Here is a 16,501-nt window from a genome sequence, read left to right on the forward strand (position 1 = left end):
GAGAGGGCTGGGGTGAGGGTGCTCTGGAAACACTGACCTCAACCATGAGACCCGCCATGAGCAAACGCCCCAACTTCCTCGTCATTGTCGCCGACGACCTCGGTTTCTCCGACCTCGGCGCCTTCGGTGGCGAGATCGCCACGCCACACCTGGACGCCCTGGCCCTCGAAGGCCTGCGCCTGACCGACTTCCACACCGCGCCGACCTGCTCGCCGACGCGCTCGATGCTGCTCACCGGCACCGACCACCACATTGCCGGCATCGGCACCATGGCCGAGGCGCTGACGCCGGAGCTGGAAGGCAAGCCGGGCTACGAGGGTTACCTGAACGACCGCGTCGTGGCGTTGCCCGAACTGCTGCGCGAGGCCGGCTACCAGACGCTGTTGTCCGGCAAATGGCACCTGGGCCTGAAGCTCGAACAGGCACCCCATGCACGCGGCTTCGAGCGTTCCTTCTCGTTGTTGCCGGGCGCCGCCAACCACTATGGTTTCGAGCCGCCGTACGACGAGACCACGCCGCGCATCCTCAAGGGCACGCCGGCCCTGTATGTCGAGGACGACCAGTTCATCGACGAGCTGCCGGCGGACTTCTATTCCTCCGACGCCTTTGGCGACAAGCTGATCGACTATCTCAAGGAGCGCGACCAGAGCCGGCCGTTCTTCGCCTATTTGCCGTTTTCCGCGCCGCACTGGCCGCTGCAGGCGCCCAAGGAGGTGGTCGACAAGTACCGGGGCCGCTACGACGCCGGCCCCGAGGCGCTGCGCCTGGAACGCCTGGAACGGCTCAAGCAGCTGGGCCTGATCGACGCCGACGTGCAGGCGCATCCGGTACAAGCGATCAGCAAGGAGTGGGCGCGCCTGAGCGACGGGGAGAAGGCGAAATCGGCGCGGGCCATGGAGGTCTACGCGGCGATGGTCGAGCGCCTGGACTGGAACGTCGGCCGGGTCGTCGAGTACCTGCGCCAGCAGGGTGAGCTGGACAATACCTTCGTCCTGTTCATGTCCGATAACGGCGCCGAAGGTGCGCTGCTGGAGGCCTTCCCGCGCTTCGGCCCGGACCTGCTGAGCTTCCTCGACCAGCACTACGACAACAGCCTGGAGAACATCGGCCGCGCCAACTCCTACATCTGGTACGGCCCGCGCTGGGCCCAGGCGGCCACCGCGCCGTCGCGCCTGTACAAGGCCTTCACCACCGAGGGCGGCATTCGCGTGCCGGCACTGGTGCGCTACCCGGCGCTGAAACGCCAGGGCGAGGTCAGCCACTCGTTCTCCACCGTGATGGACATCACCCCGACCATCCTCGACCTGGCCGGCGTGCGCCATCCGGGCAAGCACTGGCACGGCCGCGAGGTCGCCGAAGTGCGCGGCAAGTCCTGGCTGGGCTGGCTCTCCGGCGAGACCGAACAGGCCCACGACGAGAAGACCGTCACCGGCTGGGAGCTGTTCGGCATGCGCGCCATCCGCCAGGGCGACTGGAAGGCGGTATACCTGCCGGCTCCGGTCGGCCCGGCCACCTGGCAGCTCTACGATCTGGCCAGCGACCCGGGCGAGACGCGGGACCTCGCCAAGAGCGAACCTGCGCGCCTGGAGGCATTGATCGAGCACTACAAGCAGTACGTCAACGAGACCGGTGTGATCGACGCACCGCCGCCGTTCCTGGCGCGCTGAAGGCCGGCGCCTCGGCGTCCTTTCCTGCCCGCAGTCCGGCGGGAGGGGCGTTGAAACGCTCCGGCATGAAAAAGCCGGTAGCCGCCCGACTGCTCGGACTGACGGCGGCACCGGCATGCGCTTCGAGCCGACCTGGCCCGGTTATTTTGCTGCTGTGCCTGGCTCGCTCAGGCGGGCCCATCCTTGAGGCCGTCCTGGTGGGCGGCGGACAGGTGGGGTTCCTGCCGGCTGTCCTCCGGTTCGATGTCCACCCATTCCTCCAGTGACTCCTCGCGGCTCACTTGCGGATCGAGGTCGGGGATATCCACCGGGTTTTTCATGCTCACCTCGCTTGCCGGGCCTGTTTGTCGGCAAGGGCACGCAGGCGCACGCCGGCCACCACCACCTTGCGCGGCCGGTGGGTCGGGTTGACGGGGACGAAGGTCTGCAACTCGATGCGCTTGAGGAACCAGTCGACGTTGTCCTCTTCCAGCGGCCCTTCCACGGTCATCAGGTCGCGGCGGATGCGCTCCACCAGGTTGTTCAGCAGCACCGCGCTGGATTGCTCTTCCTGCTGGATGACCCGAGAGATGAGACGCTTGCCCGCGGCATTGCGCAGGTTGATCAGCAGCGTACCGTCGGGCCTGGTGGCGAACTGGGGGCGATAGTCGCTGAACAGGTGACTCAGGTGCTCGATGGCGGCATTGCGGCAACTGGACATGTCGTTCCCTCCCGGTGGTTGGCAGAGGCCGGAGCGCCGGCCTGAGCCAGGAACCTCGCATCAGCCATGCCAGGCCGGGGAAAGCTGTTTCATCTGCTTAACAGGTTGTTATTGCTGCAAATGCCTAACCGATGCTGGCCAATGGTCATTTGCAGGATGCAAGGGCGCACCAGCAAGGGGCTGGAAAATGCACGGCGCGGCGCTTCGCTTGCTCATTTGCGCGGCACGCCTTCCGTCTGAAATCCGCCTCGATTCCAGGTGTGCATTCGGCCGCCAGTACCGCTTGCCATGGCTGGCGCTTCGCCCGCCATGGCCAGTGAGCCTCGGTGCCTGGGCCAATCGCCAGCATTTCTCTCCGGCGCTCGGGCAGGCAGGGTTCAGCCAGAGGAGAGGAGGTGGCCATGACGCAGTTGCGACGCCTGGATGTGGAAGCGGTTCTCCACGAAGCCTATCCGCTGTTCGATTTCTCCTGCTTCCGGGAGGCCGGCGGCCGCTATTCGATCCGCTTCGGCAGCCAGTTGGCGGATATGCCCTGTGTCACCGTGGTCGGCATCCATGGCGACGAGTTGAGCAGCGCCGGGCGCGTCCGCAGCCTGGGCCTGGAGCTGATCGACAGCTTTATCGATTCTTAGCGAACGCCACGCCGCTGAGCATCGGGACCGGCGCGCGGTGGCGAGCGAGCGGGCCGCTGACCACCGCACGGGCATCAATGCTGATTGCGGCTCAAGGCGCAGGCCGCTGCCAGCAGGCCTGCGGCGGCGGCCAGTATTGCCGCCGTCTGCCAGGGATGTTCGCCGGCATATTCGCTGCCGGCACGGATGGCCCGGCGACTGCGGTGGATCAGGTGTTCACTGGTCTCCCGGCTCTCGTCCACCAGATCGCGCAATTTCGCCTTGAACGCCGGGAGCTGGTCGGCCGTCAGGTCTCGGCCGCTGACCAGCAGGTTTTCCAGGTCATCGACCAGTGATTGCAGTTCCTGCACGCCGCTGGTGCGGCTGGAGGGGAACCATCGATAGCTGCCCATGGAGTGTCTCCTTGTCTGTTCGGGTTGGAATGGGGGCGGAAGGGGCGTTCGGCTTCGCGTTGCTGCTCGACTGATTTCCGCCACCGCAGGCGTCGAGCCGTGGACGCGCTACCTCGCGCTTTTGCCGATTGGCGGAGCCATTCGGAAGAGTCCGACGCTCGACAGCCGTTCACTGATTCTGATGAGTGGAACCTGACGGTGGGCGCCCGGCGTGCTTGAGTGCAGGAGGCGCTTGCAGGCATCGGGTCACGGCGAAACGGGTGCGAGCAGGTGCGACGATTGGCGGCAGTGCGCGGGGGCGCGCAGCGATGATCCCTTGTGCGAGGATGCCGCCCGCCACGCCACGAGCACTTCAACGAACCGGGGGATTGCAGCCGATGATGATCCGCGACTTTCGCGACGACGACATGGACCGGGTGCTGGATATCTGGCTGCGAGCTTCGCAGCAGGCTCACGACTTCATTCGCGCCGACTTCTGGCGCGAACGCCTGCAGGACATGCGGGATATCTACCTGCCGGCCGCTGCCTCGCGGGTCGTCGAGAACGATGGCTGCATCTGTGGTTTCTACAGCCTGCATGACGGCGCACTGGCGGCCTTGTTCGTCGCCCCGGAATGCCAGGGCAAGGGCATCGGCTCGGTCCTGCTGAGCGACGCCAAGATTCACCTGCCGATGCTGGAGCTGGCGGTCTATTCCAACAATACCGGTGCCGTGGCCTTCTACCAGCGGCACGGCTTCGTCGTGCTGGAGGAGCGGCAGGACGAGCACACCGGGCACCCCGAAACCCTCATGGGCTGGACGGCACGGGCGATTTCCTGCGGGTGCTAGGCGGGAGAGGTGCGCAGCGGGCTACCAGAAACTGCTGGCGTGCCGGCTGGAGGCATAGTCCAGGTGCAGGGCGAACGCGCTCTGGAAGAACTCCAGGAGACGGGTGTCCAGCACCAGTTCGTTGAGTGAGGCGATAGAGCCGATCACCTGCTTCACATCGGCGTCGGTTTCCCCGCAGCGGTTCTCATGGCAGAGACGCTGGGTCTGCGGGTCGGCGCTGATGCGGCAGATGCATTCGGCGTCGCGGCAGGAGTTGCGCACCTTCAGGCTCAGCTCCGGCAGGTCGCGGCGGCCATCCAGCAATTCCACGCTGCATTCCAGGCCGTGCTGGCGGGCGAATTCGCTGGCACGTGCGAAGGCGGGCAGGGCCACTGCCACCAGGGCATTCTGGTAGGCGTTGGCGAAACTCTCAGGGTCAGCGCTCATCCGGTTTCTCCTGGGCTCAATGCACAAATCCCGGCGCATGACGGGCCGGGCTAGTGTGATGGACCACGGAAGGCGCAGCTTGCGCGATGGCTCGGCGGATTTTCCGCCGAGCGGTTGCACGGTCTGGCACCTCAGGCGACAGCCGGGACCTCTGCTTCGGCGCGCAACGCCTCGATCACCGCCGGGCGCGTTGCGACCGCCTGGCGGAAGCGGCGGATCGCCGGATAAACGCCGAGATCGACCTTCAGTTGCTCGGACCAGCCCAGCACGGTGAACAGGTACGCATCGGCAATGCTGAAGCTGTCACCGGCGACCTGGCCGTTCGCTGCCAGCTCCTGCTCCAGGTAACCCAGGCGCCGGGCCAGTTTCGAGCGAAGCAGGTCCTTCACCGGCTCGGGGATCTCGCTGTCGAACAGCGGGCTCATCCCCGCGTGCAGTTCGCTGCCGATGAAGTTCAGCTGCGCCTGCAGGTGCGTGCGCTCAAGGGTGCCGTTGGCGGGGGCGAGGCCCGCCTCGGGTTGCAGGTCGGCGAGGTACTGTAGAATCGCCGCGCCCTCGGTCAGCACAGTGCCGTCTTCCAGCTGCAGCGCTGCTACATAGCCCTTCGGATTGATGCGGTAGAAGTCCTGGCCATCGGCGGTGCGTTTGGTCCGGTTGTCCACGCGCACCAGCGAAAACGGCAGGCCCAGCTCGCGCAGAACGATGTGTGCAGCGAGAGAGCAGGCATTGGGGGCGAAGTAGAGTTTCATCGGGTCGGGCCCTGGTTTGAAGTGGGCGGCCAGTATTCCCGACCCCGATGCTGCGCGTAAGAACGCACTTTTTTGTGGCCTGGGCACAAAAAGGTTACCGGGAAGGACAGATGAAGAAGAACGTTTCGGGCTGCTCGGTCGAAGAAGCCATGCGCGTGATTGGCGGCCGCTGGCGCCTGTTGCTGGTGTCGTACCTACTCGATGGCAGCAAGCGCTTCAACGAGTTGCGACGCGACATGCCGGAAATTTCCCAACGGGTGCTCACCGCCGAACTGCGTGCGCTGGAAGAGGCAGGGCTGGTGACCCGCACCGTTTACCCCGAGGTTCCGCCCCGCGTCGAGTATTGCCTGAGCGCCGACGGCGCGCGGCTGCGGCCGGTGGTGGAGGTGGTGAAGACCTTCGGTCTGTGGCTCAAGGCGCGCCCGGCGGCCCGGGAGGCCGTGTAGCCTGATGGAACGCTTCTACAACTGAGCACCGGGAATGCTCCGGGTTGCACCTTTTCCAACCCTGGCACGAACACTGCTTTCTTCCTGCCGTCCGGCCGGTCCTTGCGGGTTGCAGCCGGGCGAGGCCGTTGGCATGCTCCGTTTGGTAGCGCCGGGTGTGGGAAATGTCACCGGTTGCACCGGATTCGCGCGTACGACCAAAGGCTTGTTTTTATTGGGTTGCACCTGGTTGCACCTTGCAATTCGGCGGTATAACCTTGCGCCGTTTTCAGGCACACCTTCTAACAACAGGAAGCCCCATGGCCACCACCACCCTTGGCGTGAAGCTCGACGACGCCACCCGCGAGCGCCTCAAGCTGGCTGCCCAGCAACTCGACCGTACCCCGCACTGGCTGATCAAGCAGGCTATCTTCTCCTACCTGGAGCAGGTGGAAGGCGGCCTCACGCCGGCCGAACAGTCCGGTCTGGCCGCGGCCGCGGGCGATGAGTCGCTGGATTCGCTGAACGAACAAGGGTTGCAGGTCTTCCTCGATTTCGCCGAGAGCATCCTGCCGCAGTCGGTGCTGCGCGCGGCCATCACCGCCGCCTATCGCCGCCCGGAAACCGAGGCGCTGCCGATGCTGCTGGACCTGGCGCGGCTGCCGAAGGAGCAGGCCGCCGCCGCCAACAAGATGGCGCTGGGCATCGCCGAGAAGCTGCGCAACCAGAAGAACGCCGGTGGCCGCCAGGGGCTGGTGCAGGGCCTGCTGCAGGAGTTCTCCCTGTCTTCCCAGGAGGGTGTGGCGCTGATGTGCCTGGCCGAGGCGCTGCTGCGTATCCCGGACAAGGCCACCCGTGACGCGCTGATCCGCGACAAGATCAGCAACGGCAACTGGAGCCAGCACCTGGGCCAGAGCCCGTCGATGTTCGTCAACGCCGCTTCCTGGGGCCTGCTGATCACCGGCAAGCTGGTCTCGACCCATACCGAGACCGGCATGTCCTCGGCGCTCAACCGCATCATCGGCAAGTCCGGCGAGCCGCTGATCCGCAAGGGCGTGGACATGGCCATGCGCCTGATGGGCGAGCAGTTCGTCACCGGCGAGACCATCGCCGAAGCCCTGGCCAACGCCGCCAACATGGAATCCCGCGGCTTCCGCTACTCCTACGACATGCTCGGCGAAGCCGCGCTGACCGAAGAAGACGCCAAGCGCTACCTGGCCTCCTACGAGCAGGCCATCCACGCCATCGGCAAGGCTTCCCATGGCCGCGGCATCTACGAAGGTCCGGGCATCTCGATCAAGCTTTCCGCCCTGCACCCGCGCTACAGCCGCGCCCAGTACGACCGCGTAATGGACGAGTTGTACCCGACCGTGCTCGGCCTGGTGAAGATGGCCCGCGACTACGACATCGGCATCAACATCGACGCCGAGGAAGCCGACCGCCTGGAAATCTCCCTCGACCTGCTCGAGCGCCTGTGCTTCGAGCCGTCGCTGGCCGGCTGGAACGGTATCGGCTTCGTCATCCAGGCCTACCAGAAGCGCTGCCCGTACGTGATCGACTACGTCATCGACCTGGCCAAGCGCAGCCGCCACCGCCTGATGATCCGCCTGGTGAAGGGCGCCTACTGGGACAGCGAGATCAAGCTGGCCCAGGTCAACGGCCTGGAAGGCTACCCGGTCTACACCCGCAAGCCGTACACCGACGTTTCCTACCTGGCCTGCGCGCGCAAGCTGCTGGCCGTGCCGGAAGCCATCTACCCGCAGTTCGCCACCCACAACGCCCACTCGCTGTCGGCCATCTACCAGTTGGCCGGGCAGAACTACTACCCGGGCCAGTACGAGTTCCAGTGCCTCCACGGCATGGGCGAGCCGCTGTACGAACAGGTGGTGGGCAAGGTTGCCGACGGCAAGTTCAACCGCCCGTGCCGCATCTACGCACCGGTGGGCAGCCACGAAACGCTGCTGGCGTACCTGGTGCGCCGCCTGCTGGAAAACGGCGCCAACACCTCCTTTGTCAACCGCATCGCCGACCACAGCATTTCGCTCAAGGACCTGGTGCTGGACCCGGTGCTGCAGGTCGAGCAGATGGCGGCGCAGGAAGGCACCCTGGGCCTTCCGCACCCGCGCATTCCGCTGCCGCGTGACCTCTACGGCGATGCCCGCCTGAACTCCGCCGGCATCGACCTGGCCAACGAACACCGCCTGGGTTCGCTGTCCTCGGCGCTGCTGTCGAGCACCAACCACGCCTACGTCGCCGAGCCGATCCTCGGCCTGGCCGACGCGGCGCCGGGCGAAGCGCAACCGGTGCGCAACCCGGCCGACCTGCGCGACGTGGTCGGCCACGTGCGTGAAGCCAGCGAAGCCGACGTGAACAACGCCATCCTCGGCGCGCTGTCCAGCGCGCAGATCTGGCAATCGACCCAGCCGGCCGAGCGCGGCGCCATCCTGCAGCGCGCCGCCGACCTGATGGAAGCCGAGATCCAGTCGCTGATGGGCGTGCTGGTGCGCGAGTCGGGCAAGACCTTCGCCAACGCCATCGCCGAAGTGCGCGAGGCCGTGGACTTCCTGCGCTACTACGGCGCCCAGGCCAGCACCCACTTCGCCAACGACAGCCACCGCCCGCTGGGCCCGGTGGTCTGCATCAGCCCGTGGAACTTCCCGCTGGCGATCTTCAGCGGCCAGGTGGCCGCCGCCCTGGCCGCCGGCAACACCGTGCTGGCCAAGCCCGCCGAGCAGACGCCGCTGATCGCCGCGCAAGCCGTGCGCATCCTGCTCGAAGCCGGCGTACCCGCCGGTGCCGTGCAACTGCTGCCGGGCCGTGGCGAGACCGTCGGTGCCCGTCTGGTCGGCGACGAGCGCGTGCGTGGCGTGATGTTCACCGGTTCCACCGAAGTGGCCGGCATCCTCCAGCGCAACATCGCCGGCCGTCTCGACGCCCAGGGCCGTACCATCCCGCTGATCGCCGAAACCGGCGGCCTCAACGCCATGATCGTCGACTCCTCGGCGCTGGCCGAGCAGGTGGTGGTGGACGTGGTCAACTCCGCCTTCGACAGCGCCGGCCAGCGCTGCTCCGCGCTGCGCGTGCTGTGCGTGCAGGAAGACGCCGCCGACCGCGTGATCGCCATGCTCAAGGGCGCCATGGCCGAGTACCGCGTCGGTGCGCCGGAGCGCCTGCACACCGATATCGGCCCGGTGATAGACGAAGAAGCCAAGGGCAATATCGACAAGCATATCCAGGTGATGCGCGACAAAGGCCGCAAGGTATTCCAGAGCGCCCGCGTGGATGCCGAGGAGATCAAGCGCGGCACCTTCGTCGTGCCGACCCTGATCGAGCTGGAGAGCTTCAGCGAGCTCAAGCGCGAAATCTTCGGCCCGGTACTGCACGTGGTGCGTTACGAGCGAGCCGAGCTGGACCAGCTGCTCGCGCAGATCAACGAATCCGGTTACGGCCTGACCCTCGGCGTGCACACCCGCATCGACGAGACCATCGCCCAGGTCGTGGGCAGCGCCCATGTCGGCAACCTGTACGTCAACCGCAACGTGGTTGGCGCCGTGGTCGGCGTGCAGCCCTTCGGTGGTGAAGGCCTGTCCGGCACCGGTCCGAAGGCCGGCGGCCCGCTGTACCTGTACCGCCTGCTCTCGACCCGCCCGCAGGAGGCCGTGGCCAACCAGCTCAAGGGCGACGGCGCGCAGGCGCTGCCGCGTCCGAAGGATGCCGAGAAGGCCGTGGAAGCACTCGCCCAGTGGGCGCAGAAGGACACCGCCCTGGCGGCGCAACTGGCCGGCTATGCCGCTCTCTCGCAGAGCTTCACCCAGCAGGTACTGACCGGCCCGACCGGTGAGCGCAACAGCTACACCCTGCTGCCGCGCGAGCACGTGCTGTGCCTGGCGGAAGACCGCGCCGACCTGCTCGCGCAGCTGGCCGCCGTGCTCGCGGTGGGCAGCCGTGCGCTGGTTGCCGAGTCCAACGCCGCCGTGGTGAAGGAACTGCCGAAGGAAGTCGCCCAGCGCATCGAGCTGGTCGCCGACTGGAGCACGACCGACAAGGTGTTCGACGCCATCCTGCACCACGGCGATTCCGATCAGTTGCGTGCAGTGTGCGAACTGGCTTCGCAGCGTAAGGGCGCCATCGTCGGCGTGACCGGGTTGAACCGCGGGGAAACCGATATCCCGCTGGAACGCCTGCTGATCGAACGCGCGCTGAGCGTCAACACTGCTGCCGCCGGTGGCAACGCCAGCCTGATGACCATCGGCTGAGGTCGATGCCGCAAGCGCCTCACCGGGCGCTTGCGGCAAGCTTTCGGCCGCTCCTGCGGCCATCCGGCCTGCCAGCCTTCGGGTGGGGCTATCCGCTCCCGGCAGACCGTTCCCCTCGCGCCTTCGGCGCAATTCGTTTCGGGCTTCGTGCCCGGCACAACGGCGGAGCTACCCGCTCCGCCGATTCCCTTCCCACAACATCAGACCGGCGCCGCGGTGCGGGTCAGTTGCTCCAGCAGTTCCAGGTCGGTACTCATGCCCGAGGTCTCGCGGATACGCGCGAGGATCTGTTTCTTCAGCGCGATGAATTCAGCCGACATCTTCATGTCCTGATTCCGCTCGGCGGGCAGCGGCACCTCGTAGACGCTGTCGATGCGCCCGGGGCGCGGCGCCATCAGCACTACGCGGCCACCCAGGTAGATCGCCTCGTCGACGTCGTGGGTGACGAACAGGATGGTGCTGTTCTCCAGCCGGTGCACGTGGCGGATCAGGTCGTGCATGACCTCGCGGGTCTGTGCATCCAGTGCGCCGAAGGGCTCGTCCATCAGCAGAATCTGCGGCTTGGGCATCAAGGCACGGGCAATCGCCACGCGCTGCTGCATGCCGCCGGAAAGCTGGCTGGGGTAGGCCTGGGCGAAAGCCGACAGGCCCATCAGGTTGAGCAGCGCATCGGCGCGGCCACTGGCGACTTCCACATCGGCATCGCTGCGCACGGTGTCGGACACCACCTTGAGCCGGCGGCAGAACTTGATGTTGTCCATCACCTTCAGCCAGGGGTAGAGGCTGTAGTGCTGGAACACCATGGCGCGGTCGATGCCGGGGCCGTCCACGGCGCGGCCATCGACCAGGATTTCGCCGCCGCTGTGGCGCTCCAATCCGCCGATGCTGCGCAGCAGGGTGGACTTGCCGCAGCCCGAGGCGCCGACGAAGGTAACGAACTCGTTGGCGCGGATATCCAGGTTGATGTCCTGCAGTGCCTGCACCTGGCGGCCCTGGCTGCTGAAGACCTTGTCGACGTGGCGGATGGCGATCTTGCTCTGGCTCATGCCGGTTACCTCTTCATCCAGGGGAAGGCTGCCCGGCCGAGCCAGCGGAACGCCTGGTCGGTGAGCAGGCCGATGACGCCGATCAGCAGGATGCCGGCGAAGATCTTGTCGGTCTGCATGTAGCGCTGCGCCTTGAGGATGGCGTAGCCGAGGCCCGAATTGGCGGCCACCAGCTCGGCCACCACCAGGTAGGTCCAGGCCCAGCCGCAGGTGATGCGCAGGGTGTCCAGCAGCGCCGGGCGCGCCGAGGGCAGTACCACCAGCTTGATGATTTCCGCGCGGTTGGCGCCCATGGTCTGCGCCGCCTCGATCTGCGCCATGGGCACGCGGCGCACGTCCTCGGCGACCATCAGCACCATCTGGAAGAAAGTGCCGATGAAGATGATCAGCACCTTGGAGCCTTCGTCGATGCCGACCCAGAGCATCACCAGCGGAATGAAGGCCACCGCCGGCATGTAGCGGATGAAGTCGGTGAGCGGTTCGAGGAAGGCCTGCACCGGGCGATAGGTGCCGATGTAAAGGCCAATGGGAAGGGCGATCACCGCCGAGGCGAGGAAGCCGCCCATGACCCGGTAGACGCTGATGGCGATATCGCCGACCAGGCCTTCGTCGCTCCACCAGTGGCCCAGGCGTGCGAGCACGGCATCGGGGCTGGGGAAGAACATCGGATTGGTCAGCCCCAGGGCGCCGCAGGCCCACCAGAGCACCACGGGCAACAGCAGGCCTGCGCTGGCCAATGCCCAGAAGGCGCCGCGCGGCAGGTCGCCGCGAATTACCCACCAGCGCTGGCGGGCGGGTTGCGCCAGTGGGCGCGGCAGGGGTTGGTGGGCGGTCATGGCGTCACCTCCTCGGGGAACAGGGGCAGTTCGCAGGGTTGCCAGCCACCGGCGGGCGGCGTGGCGCCGAGGCTGTTCAGCCAGGTGACGTCGGCCAGCAGTTCGGGGTGGTCCGGATCGGCCGTGGCGGGCAGCAGCTCGGCGCCGATGCGGGCGGGCAGGGTGGACAGCTCGATCTTCCAGGGCGTTTCACCGCCGTAGTGGCGCCCGAACGACAGCTCGAAATCCAGCAACTCCGGGTGGTCGCTGTCCAGCAGGGCGGCCAGTGAGTCGGCCATCGGCAATGCCTCCCGGCGCCCGGCGGCGAACAGGAAGCAATCGCCGGCCAGCAGCAGGCAACCCTGGCGGCCATCGGCGGCGCTTAACCACACGCCGCGATTGCGCCCGATGGATTCCGGCAGGCGCTCCCAGACTTCGTGGTAACTGCCATCCAGGCCGTCTTCCAGCACCTTCTCACTGTTTACGAAGTGCATGCGGCCGATGTCCTCGCCGCCATTGGGCGGCTGGAAGTCGATTGCCCGGTGCCATTGGCAAATGTCTCCGGTGATCTCGGTGATGCCGGCAAATCCCGCCTGGGCGGACAGCTCGCCGGGCGATTGCGGCGCAGGCAGGGGAATGCGCAGGTCGGCGAACAGGCGCCCGGTCTGCAGCCAGTAGACACGGGTGCGAGTGTCGTGGGTGCCGCCGGTGGTGGTCAGCAGGGTGCGTTGCCAGACGCCGAGGTAAGCGGGTGGCACCGCGGGAATGCTCTTCAGACGGGACATGCGGACTCCTCCCATTCGGCGAGTACGGCCGGGCTGCGTTGCACGCGACCGAACAGGCCGCCTTCCACCTCGACCATCGCCAGGGCGGCGGCATGCAGTTCGGCGCTGGGCGAGCCGCAGGCATCGCTCACCAGAGTACAGGCATAACCCAGTTCCACCGCGGCGCGCAGGGTGGAGGAAACGCACACTTCGGTAGTCACCCCGCACAGCACCAGGTGGCCGATGCCGCGGCTGCGCAGCAGCAGGTCCAGGTCGGTGTAGGCAAAGGCGCTGTAGCCGGGCTTGTCCACCACCGGTTCGCCGGGCAGCGGGCGCAGTTCGTCGATCAAGTCGTGGCCGTACTCGCCGCGCACCAGCAGGCGGCCCAGCGGGCCCTGGTGGCCGATCGGCGCACCGGCGAATTCGGCGCGGTGGCGCTTGCTGGCGTGCAGGTCGCTGAGGTCGGCGCGATGGCCTTCGCGGGTGTGCACCACCAGCAGGCCAAGGCTGCGGGCGCTGTCCAGCAGCCGGGAGATGGCCGGAATCGGCGCGCGCAGGCGGTCGATGTCCAACCCGGCCTGGTCGGCATAGCCGCCGGGGGCGCAGAAGTCGCGCTGCATGTCGATGACGATCAGGGCGGTGCTCACAGGCGGAACTCCTTGCGCACGGCCTGGGCGATGCCGCCGACGATGTCGCGGGCCATGCGCAGGCCCTTGTCGGCGCTGGAGCCGCGCGCCGAGGAGAGCACGCCCGACGGCGGCACCCACTCGGTGCGGCTGGGGTACATGTCGTAGGGCGGGAAGTCGGCGGGGCCGTCGTCGGGGATCAGGTCCAGGCGCACGAGGTTGGGCAGGTAGTGCAGCATCAGCGAGGTTTCGATCACTGCGGCGTGCTCCAGGGCGAAGCCGGGGAAGCCGTCGGGGAAGACGTCATTCAGAGTGGTCTCGCTGCAGAAATCCCAATGCTCCAGGCGCATCACTTCCAGCGGGCTGGAAGGCCCCAGTTCGCGCAGGGCGAGCTGGATGCCTTCGGTGACGAACCATTGGTTCTCGTAATGGCCGTCCACCAATACCAGGCGGGTCACGCCGTGGCGGGCGAACTCGCGCACGGCGTCGCGCACCAGCGCAATCAGCGTCTGCCCGTCGAGGCTGGTGGTGCCGCAGAAATGCTGGCCGCCGCCGCACTTGGGCTGCGACTTGTAGCCATAGGAGAGCGCGGGCGCGACCAGCCCGTCGACCTGCCGGGCGACGTCTTCGCACAGCGCGCTGGCCAGCAGCGCGTCGGTGCCCAGCGGCAGGTGCGGGCCGTGCTGCTCGGTGGCGCCGCAGGGCAGGAATACCACGGGGGATTGCTCGCGCACCCGGCGCGCGTACTCGACCCAGCTGAGCTGGTCCATCCGGACAGTCATGATTCGGCCTCGCAGAGAGTGGGGGAAGGTTCGGGTGAAGGGCGCGCGGCGATCAGTGCCGCGGCCAGTATCAGCGAGCCGCCGAGCCATTCGCGCAGGCCCAGCTCGCGCTCGCCGATCCAGGCGGCAGTGAGCACCGCCACCAGCAGTTCGATCACCACCAGCACCGCAGCGCGGCTCGCCTCGACATGGCTGAAGCCGTATTGCGCCGCGCCCATGGCGGCCAGCCAGAACAGGCCGAAGGCGGCCAGTTGCAGCCATTGCTGCGCGTCTACGGCCGGTAGAGGTGTGCCTTGCAGCCAGCAAAACAACCCGCCCAGCACGGCGCTGCCGATGAAGCCGACCACCGCCTTGCTGGTCAGCGGCACCTGCTCGGCGGCGCGGGTGGCCAGGTTGTTCAGGGCGAAGGCAAAGCCGGCGGAGAGCGCCAGCCAGTCGCTGGCGCCCAGCGGGCGGAAGGTTTCGCGGCTGACGCCCAGGGTCAGCGCGATGCCGCCCATGGCCAGTAGTAGCGCGCCGAGGCGTGGCGGGGTGAGGCGTTCGCCGAACAGCACTCGGCCGCCGATCAGACCCCATACCGGCGCCAGATAGAACAGCAGCATGGCGCGCACCACGTCGCCCTCGGACAGCGCCGCCACCAGCCCCGCCGTGGCCCAGCCGCCGAACATGCAGATAGCCAGCAGGGCATTGCGTTGCGGCCACCATTGCCGGCGCTGGCTCAGCACCAGCGGCACGGCCAGCGCGCTAAGCAGCCCATAGGTACAGAGCACCAGCGGCATGCCCGAAAGTCCCTGGCCGGCAAAGTGCGCCAGGGGCATCCAGCCCAGGCCCCAGATGGCGGCGCCCAGCAGCAGGACGATTTCCGCGCGCATCAGGCGCCCATCCAGGCACCGCCATTGGCGCCGAGTATCTGTCCGTGGAAGAAACTGGCCTCAGGCGAAACCAGGAACAGCACCGCCGCCGCGATTTCCTCGGGCTTGCCCAGGCGCCCGGCGGGAATCGCCGTTTCGCGGGCGATCATCGCTTCGCTCATGTGCTCCACCGAGACCATCGGCGTGTCCACCGGCCCCGGCGCCACGCCGTTGATGCGGATGTGCGGGGCGAACTCGCGGGCCAGCGCCTTGGTCAGGCCGATCACCCCGGCCTTGGCCGCGCAATAGGCGGCGTAACGCTCGCGGCCGAGCTGGCCAAGTTCCGAGGCGATATTGACCACGCAGCCATCCCCGCGCGCCTGCATGTGCGCCAGGGCGTGGCGGCAGCAGCGATAGACCGCCGTGAGGTCGACGCCGAGCAGCGCGGCCCAGTCGTCCTCGCTGGTGTCGAGAAAAGGTTTCTCCAGGATGATCCCGGCGTTGTTCACCAGGATGTGCAGGTCGCCCTCGGCAAGCACGCGGGCGAACAGGTCCTCGACCTGCTGCGGCGCGGAAACGTCAGCCTGAGCCGCGTAGGCCCGTCCGCCCGAGGCGGCGATGCGTGCCACCAGCGCGGTGGCGGCTTCGGGTTGGTCGAGGTGGTTGATCCATACCGTCGCCCCGGCTCCCGCCAGCGCCAGGGCCGTGGCGCGGCCGATACCCTGGGTGGCGCCGGTGACCAGCGCGGTCTGTCCTTCGAGCGGTTTCATCAGTGCATGACCTCGCCATGGCTGACCGACAGCGCCTGGCCGGTGAGGGCGGTGGCCAGCGGGCTGCCGAGGAACAGGAAGGTGCCGGCCAGGTCCGCCGGCGTCAGCAGCTCAGGCACCGCCTGGGCGGCGAGTATCTGCGCCAGTTCCTCGGTTTCGCTGCGCCCATTGGAGGTGGCCATCACCGCGAGCGAGCGCATGGCCGCCTCGGTGGCAATCCAGCCGGGGCACACGGCGTTGACGCGGATGCGCTGTGGCCCGAGTTCCCAGGCCAGCGAGCGCGTCAGGCCGATCACCGCGTGTTTGCTGGCGACATAGGCGGAGAAACCCGGCACGCCCTTCAGGCCCCAGATCGAGGCCTGGTTGATCACGCTGCTGCCCGCCTTGAGGCTCGGCAGCAGGGCGCGGGTCAGGCGCAGCATCGAGGCGACGTTGTTGTCCAGCAGCGCCTGCCAGCGGCTGTCCGCTTCGCCATCCGGGTCGTCCAGCGGCGTGGCGTACTCGACGCCGGCGTTGTTGATCAACACGTCCAGCGGCGCGCCTTCGCGGAGTGCGACAAATCCAGCGATGGCCGCGCTGTCGCCCAGGTCCAGGGCGTGGCTGCGCACATCGCTCAGCGCTGCCAGCTCGTCGACAACTGCCGCCAGGGCAGTGGCGTTGCGATCCAGCAGTTCCAGTGTCGCGCCCTGTTCGGCGAATGCCCGCGCCAGGCCCTTGCCGATGCCGCTTCCGGCACCGGTGATCAGCACGCGTTTGCCCCGGTAGTCGATCAT

18 protein-coding genes are annotated in these 16,501 nt (G+C 67.4%); 5 read left to right on the forward strand and 13 right to left on the reverse strand.

The features are described 5' to 3' along the window. The first annotated feature begins 56 nt into the window (after positions 1 to 56). Entirely contained in the window at positions 57 to 1,667 is a 1,611-nt protein-coding gene (locus PNI01S_RS25765; RefSeq protein ID WP_084359686.1) for an arylsulfatase, read from the forward strand. Positions 1,668 to 1,834: 167 nt separating this feature from the next. On the opposite strand, the gene PNI01S_RS28545 is transcribed toward PNI01S_RS25765, so the two are convergent. Both PNI01S_RS28545 and PNI01S_RS25770 read right to left on the reverse strand, forming a co-directional pair. Further along, positions 1,835 to 1,987, reverse strand: coding sequence for a hypothetical protein (locus PNI01S_RS28545; protein WP_167632575.1), 153 nt, complete (start codon positions 1,985 to 1,987; stop codon positions 1,835 to 1,837). A 2-nt stretch (positions 1,988 to 1,989) separates the two neighbouring features. Then, entirely contained in the window at positions 1,990 to 2,367 is a 378-nt protein-coding gene (locus PNI01S_RS25770) for a DUF3509 domain-containing protein (RefSeq protein ID WP_054907067.1), read from the reverse strand. A 401-nt stretch (positions 2,368 to 2,768) separates the two neighbouring features. Here PNI01S_RS25770 and PNI01S_RS25775 point away from each other — a divergent pair, with 401 nt between their 5' ends. Further along, on the forward strand, positions 2,769 to 2,999 hold the full coding sequence (locus PNI01S_RS25775; protein WP_024764727.1) for a hypothetical protein: 231 nt from the start codon (positions 2,769 to 2,771) through the stop codon (positions 2,997 to 2,999). Positions 3,000 to 3,073: 74 nt separating this feature from the next. Here the strand turns inward: PNI01S_RS25775 and PNI01S_RS25780 are convergent, their stop codons facing one another. After that, positions 3,074 to 3,391 (reverse strand): ElaB/YgaM/YqjD family protein, encoded by a 318-nt coding sequence (locus PNI01S_RS25780; protein ID WP_024764728.1) that lies wholly within the window; start codon positions 3,389 to 3,391, stop codon positions 3,074 to 3,076. A 380-nt stretch (positions 3,392 to 3,771) separates the two neighbouring features. On the opposite strand from PNI01S_RS25780, the gene PNI01S_RS25785 reads away from it, so the two are divergent. Beyond that, a complete protein-coding gene (locus tag PNI01S_RS25785; RefSeq protein ID WP_024764729.1) occupies positions 3,772 to 4,218 on the forward strand; it encodes an N-acetyltransferase in 447 nt (148 codons plus the stop codon). Positions 4,219 to 4,239: 21 nt separating this feature from the next. On the opposite strand, the gene PNI01S_RS25790 is transcribed toward PNI01S_RS25785, so the two are convergent. Beyond that, positions 4,240 to 4,644 carry a hypothetical protein gene (locus PNI01S_RS25790; RefSeq protein WP_037014971.1) on the reverse strand — a complete coding sequence of 135 codons (405 nt, stop codon included), beginning with the start codon at positions 4,642 to 4,644 and terminating at the stop codon, positions 4,240 to 4,242. A gap of 131 nt (positions 4,645 to 4,775) precedes the next feature. After that, positions 4,776 to 5,393 (reverse strand): glutathione transferase GstA, encoded by a 618-nt coding sequence (gene gstA, locus PNI01S_RS25795; protein WP_084359687.1) that lies wholly within the window; start codon positions 5,391 to 5,393, stop codon positions 4,776 to 4,778. A 110-nt stretch (positions 5,394 to 5,503) separates the two neighbouring features. Between gstA and PNI01S_RS25800 the strand changes: the two genes are divergently transcribed. Both PNI01S_RS25800 and putA read left to right on the forward strand, forming a co-directional pair. Continuing rightward, the gene (locus tag PNI01S_RS25800) at positions 5,504 to 5,839 is read left to right on the forward strand and encodes a winged helix-turn-helix transcriptional regulator (RefSeq protein WP_024764732.1); all 336 of its coding nucleotides are present in this window, start codon (positions 5,504 to 5,506) and stop codon (positions 5,837 to 5,839) included. A gap of 299 nt (positions 5,840 to 6,138) precedes the next feature. Then, on the forward strand, positions 6,139 to 10,074 hold the full coding sequence (putA, locus tag PNI01S_RS25805; protein ID WP_024764733.1) for a trifunctional transcriptional regulator/proline dehydrogenase/L-glutamate gamma-semialdehyde dehydrogenase: 3,936 nt from the start codon (positions 6,139 to 6,141) through the stop codon (positions 10,072 to 10,074). A 200-nt stretch (positions 10,075 to 10,274) separates the two neighbouring features. Here putA and PNI01S_RS25810 read toward each other — a convergent pair whose 3' ends face one another. From PNI01S_RS25810 to PNI01S_RS25845, 8 genes are read right to left on the reverse strand one after another with little or no spacing between them, the layout of a single operon-like run. Next, complete coding sequence (locus tag PNI01S_RS25810) at positions 10,275 to 11,120, reverse strand: ABC transporter ATP-binding protein (protein ID WP_024764734.1); 846 nt, start codon at positions 11,118 to 11,120, stop codon at positions 10,275 to 10,277. A 5-nt stretch (positions 11,121 to 11,125) separates the two neighbouring features. Further along, entirely contained in the window at positions 11,126 to 11,956 is an 831-nt protein-coding gene (locus PNI01S_RS25815) for an ABC transporter permease (RefSeq protein WP_024764735.1), read from the reverse strand. Then, on the reverse strand, positions 11,953 to 12,720 hold the full coding sequence (locus PNI01S_RS25820) for a hypothetical protein (RefSeq protein ID WP_084359688.1): 768 nt from the start codon (positions 12,718 to 12,720) through the stop codon (positions 11,953 to 11,955). The genes PNI01S_RS25815 and PNI01S_RS25820 overlap by 4 nt, the downstream gene beginning before the upstream one ends. Further along, positions 12,708 to 13,346: a cysteine hydrolase family protein gene (locus PNI01S_RS25825; RefSeq protein WP_256576734.1), complete on the reverse strand. Its 639-nt coding sequence runs from the start codon at positions 13,344 to 13,346 to the stop codon at positions 12,708 to 12,710. Before PNI01S_RS25825 ends, PNI01S_RS25820 begins: the two co-directional genes overlap by 13 nt. Beyond that, positions 13,343 to 14,107 (reverse strand): creatininase, encoded by a 765-nt coding sequence (locus PNI01S_RS25830; protein ID WP_024764738.1) that lies wholly within the window; start codon positions 14,105 to 14,107, stop codon positions 13,343 to 13,345. The genes PNI01S_RS25825 and PNI01S_RS25830 overlap by 4 nt, the downstream gene beginning before the upstream one ends. Further along, a complete protein-coding gene (locus tag PNI01S_RS25835; RefSeq protein ID WP_084359689.1) occupies positions 14,104 to 14,979 on the reverse strand; it encodes a DMT family transporter in 876 nt (291 codons plus the stop codon). The genes PNI01S_RS25830 and PNI01S_RS25835 overlap by 4 nt, the downstream gene beginning before the upstream one ends. After that, the gene (locus tag PNI01S_RS25840; protein ID WP_024764740.1) at positions 14,979 to 15,728 is read right to left on the reverse strand and encodes an SDR family NAD(P)-dependent oxidoreductase; all 750 of its coding nucleotides are present in this window, start codon (positions 15,726 to 15,728) and stop codon (positions 14,979 to 14,981) included. Before PNI01S_RS25840 ends, PNI01S_RS25835 begins: the two co-directional genes overlap by 1 nt. After that, positions 15,728 to 16,501, reverse strand: coding sequence for an SDR family NAD(P)-dependent oxidoreductase (locus tag PNI01S_RS25845; RefSeq protein WP_037007159.1), 774 nt, complete (start codon positions 16,499 to 16,501; stop codon positions 15,728 to 15,730). Before PNI01S_RS25845 ends, PNI01S_RS25840 begins: the two co-directional genes overlap by 1 nt.

The sequence above is a fragment of the Pseudomonas nitroreducens NBRC 12694 genome (assembly GCF_002091755.1).
In the GTDB taxonomy this organism is placed as follows: domain Bacteria; phylum Pseudomonadota; class Gammaproteobacteria; order Pseudomonadales; family Pseudomonadaceae; genus Pseudomonas; species Pseudomonas nitroreducens.

What these genes read in the sequence shown, in the direction of transcription:
- PNI01S_RS25765 (WP_084359686.1), top strand. Translation starts at nt 57, where the DNA reads ATGAGCAAACGCCCCAACTTCCTCGTCATTGTCGCCGACGACCTCGGT.
- PNI01S_RS28545 (WP_167632575.1), bottom strand. Translation starts at nt 1,987, where the DNA reads ATGAAAAACCCGGTGGATATCCCCGACCTCGATCCGCAAGTGAGCCGC.
- PNI01S_RS25770 (WP_054907067.1), bottom strand. Translation starts at nt 2,367, where the DNA reads ATGTCCAGTTGCCGCAATGCCGCCATCGAGCACCTGAGTCACCTGTTC.
- PNI01S_RS25775 (WP_024764727.1), top strand. Translation starts at nt 2,769, where the DNA reads ATGACGCAGTTGCGACGCCTGGATGTGGAAGCGGTTCTCCACGAAGCC.
- PNI01S_RS25780 (WP_024764728.1), bottom strand. Translation starts at nt 3,391, where the DNA reads ATGGGCAGCTATCGATGGTTCCCCTCCAGCCGCACCAGCGGCGTGCAG.
- PNI01S_RS25785 (WP_024764729.1), top strand. Translation starts at nt 3,772, where the DNA reads ATGATCCGCGACTTTCGCGACGACGACATGGACCGGGTGCTGGATATC.
- PNI01S_RS25790 (WP_037014971.1), bottom strand. Translation starts at nt 4,644, where the DNA reads ATGAGCGCTGACCCTGAGAGTTTCGCCAACGCCTACCAGAATGCCCTG.
- gstA (WP_084359687.1), bottom strand. Translation starts at nt 5,393, where the DNA reads ATGAAACTCTACTTCGCCCCCAATGCCTGCTCTCTCGCTGCACACATC.
- PNI01S_RS25800 (WP_024764732.1), top strand. Translation starts at nt 5,504, where the DNA reads ATGAAGAAGAACGTTTCGGGCTGCTCGGTCGAAGAAGCCATGCGCGTG.
- putA (WP_024764733.1), top strand. Translation starts at nt 6,139, where the DNA reads ATGGCCACCACCACCCTTGGCGTGAAGCTCGACGACGCCACCCGCGAG.
- PNI01S_RS25810 (WP_024764734.1), bottom strand. Translation starts at nt 11,120, where the DNA reads ATGAGCCAGAGCAAGATCGCCATCCGCCACGTCGACAAGGTCTTCAGC.
- PNI01S_RS25815 (WP_024764735.1), bottom strand. Translation starts at nt 11,956, where the DNA reads ATGACCGCCCACCAACCCCTGCCGCGCCCACTGGCGCAACCCGCCCGC.
- PNI01S_RS25820 (WP_084359688.1), bottom strand. Translation starts at nt 12,720, where the DNA reads ATGTCCCGTCTGAAGAGCATTCCCGCGGTGCCACCCGCTTACCTCGGC.
- PNI01S_RS25830 (WP_024764738.1), bottom strand. Translation starts at nt 14,107, where the DNA reads ATGACTGTCCGGATGGACCAGCTCAGCTGGGTCGAGTACGCGCGCCGG.
- PNI01S_RS25835 (WP_084359689.1), bottom strand. Translation starts at nt 14,979, where the DNA reads ATGCGCGCGGAAATCGTCCTGCTGCTGGGCGCCGCCATCTGGGGCCTG.
- PNI01S_RS25840 (WP_024764740.1), bottom strand. Translation starts at nt 15,728, where the DNA reads ATGAAACCGCTCGAAGGACAGACCGCGCTGGTCACCGGCGCCACCCAG.
- PNI01S_RS25845 (WP_037007159.1), bottom strand. Translation starts at nt 16,501, where the DNA reads ATGATCGACTACCGGGGCAAACGCGTGCTGATCACCGGTGCCGGAAGC.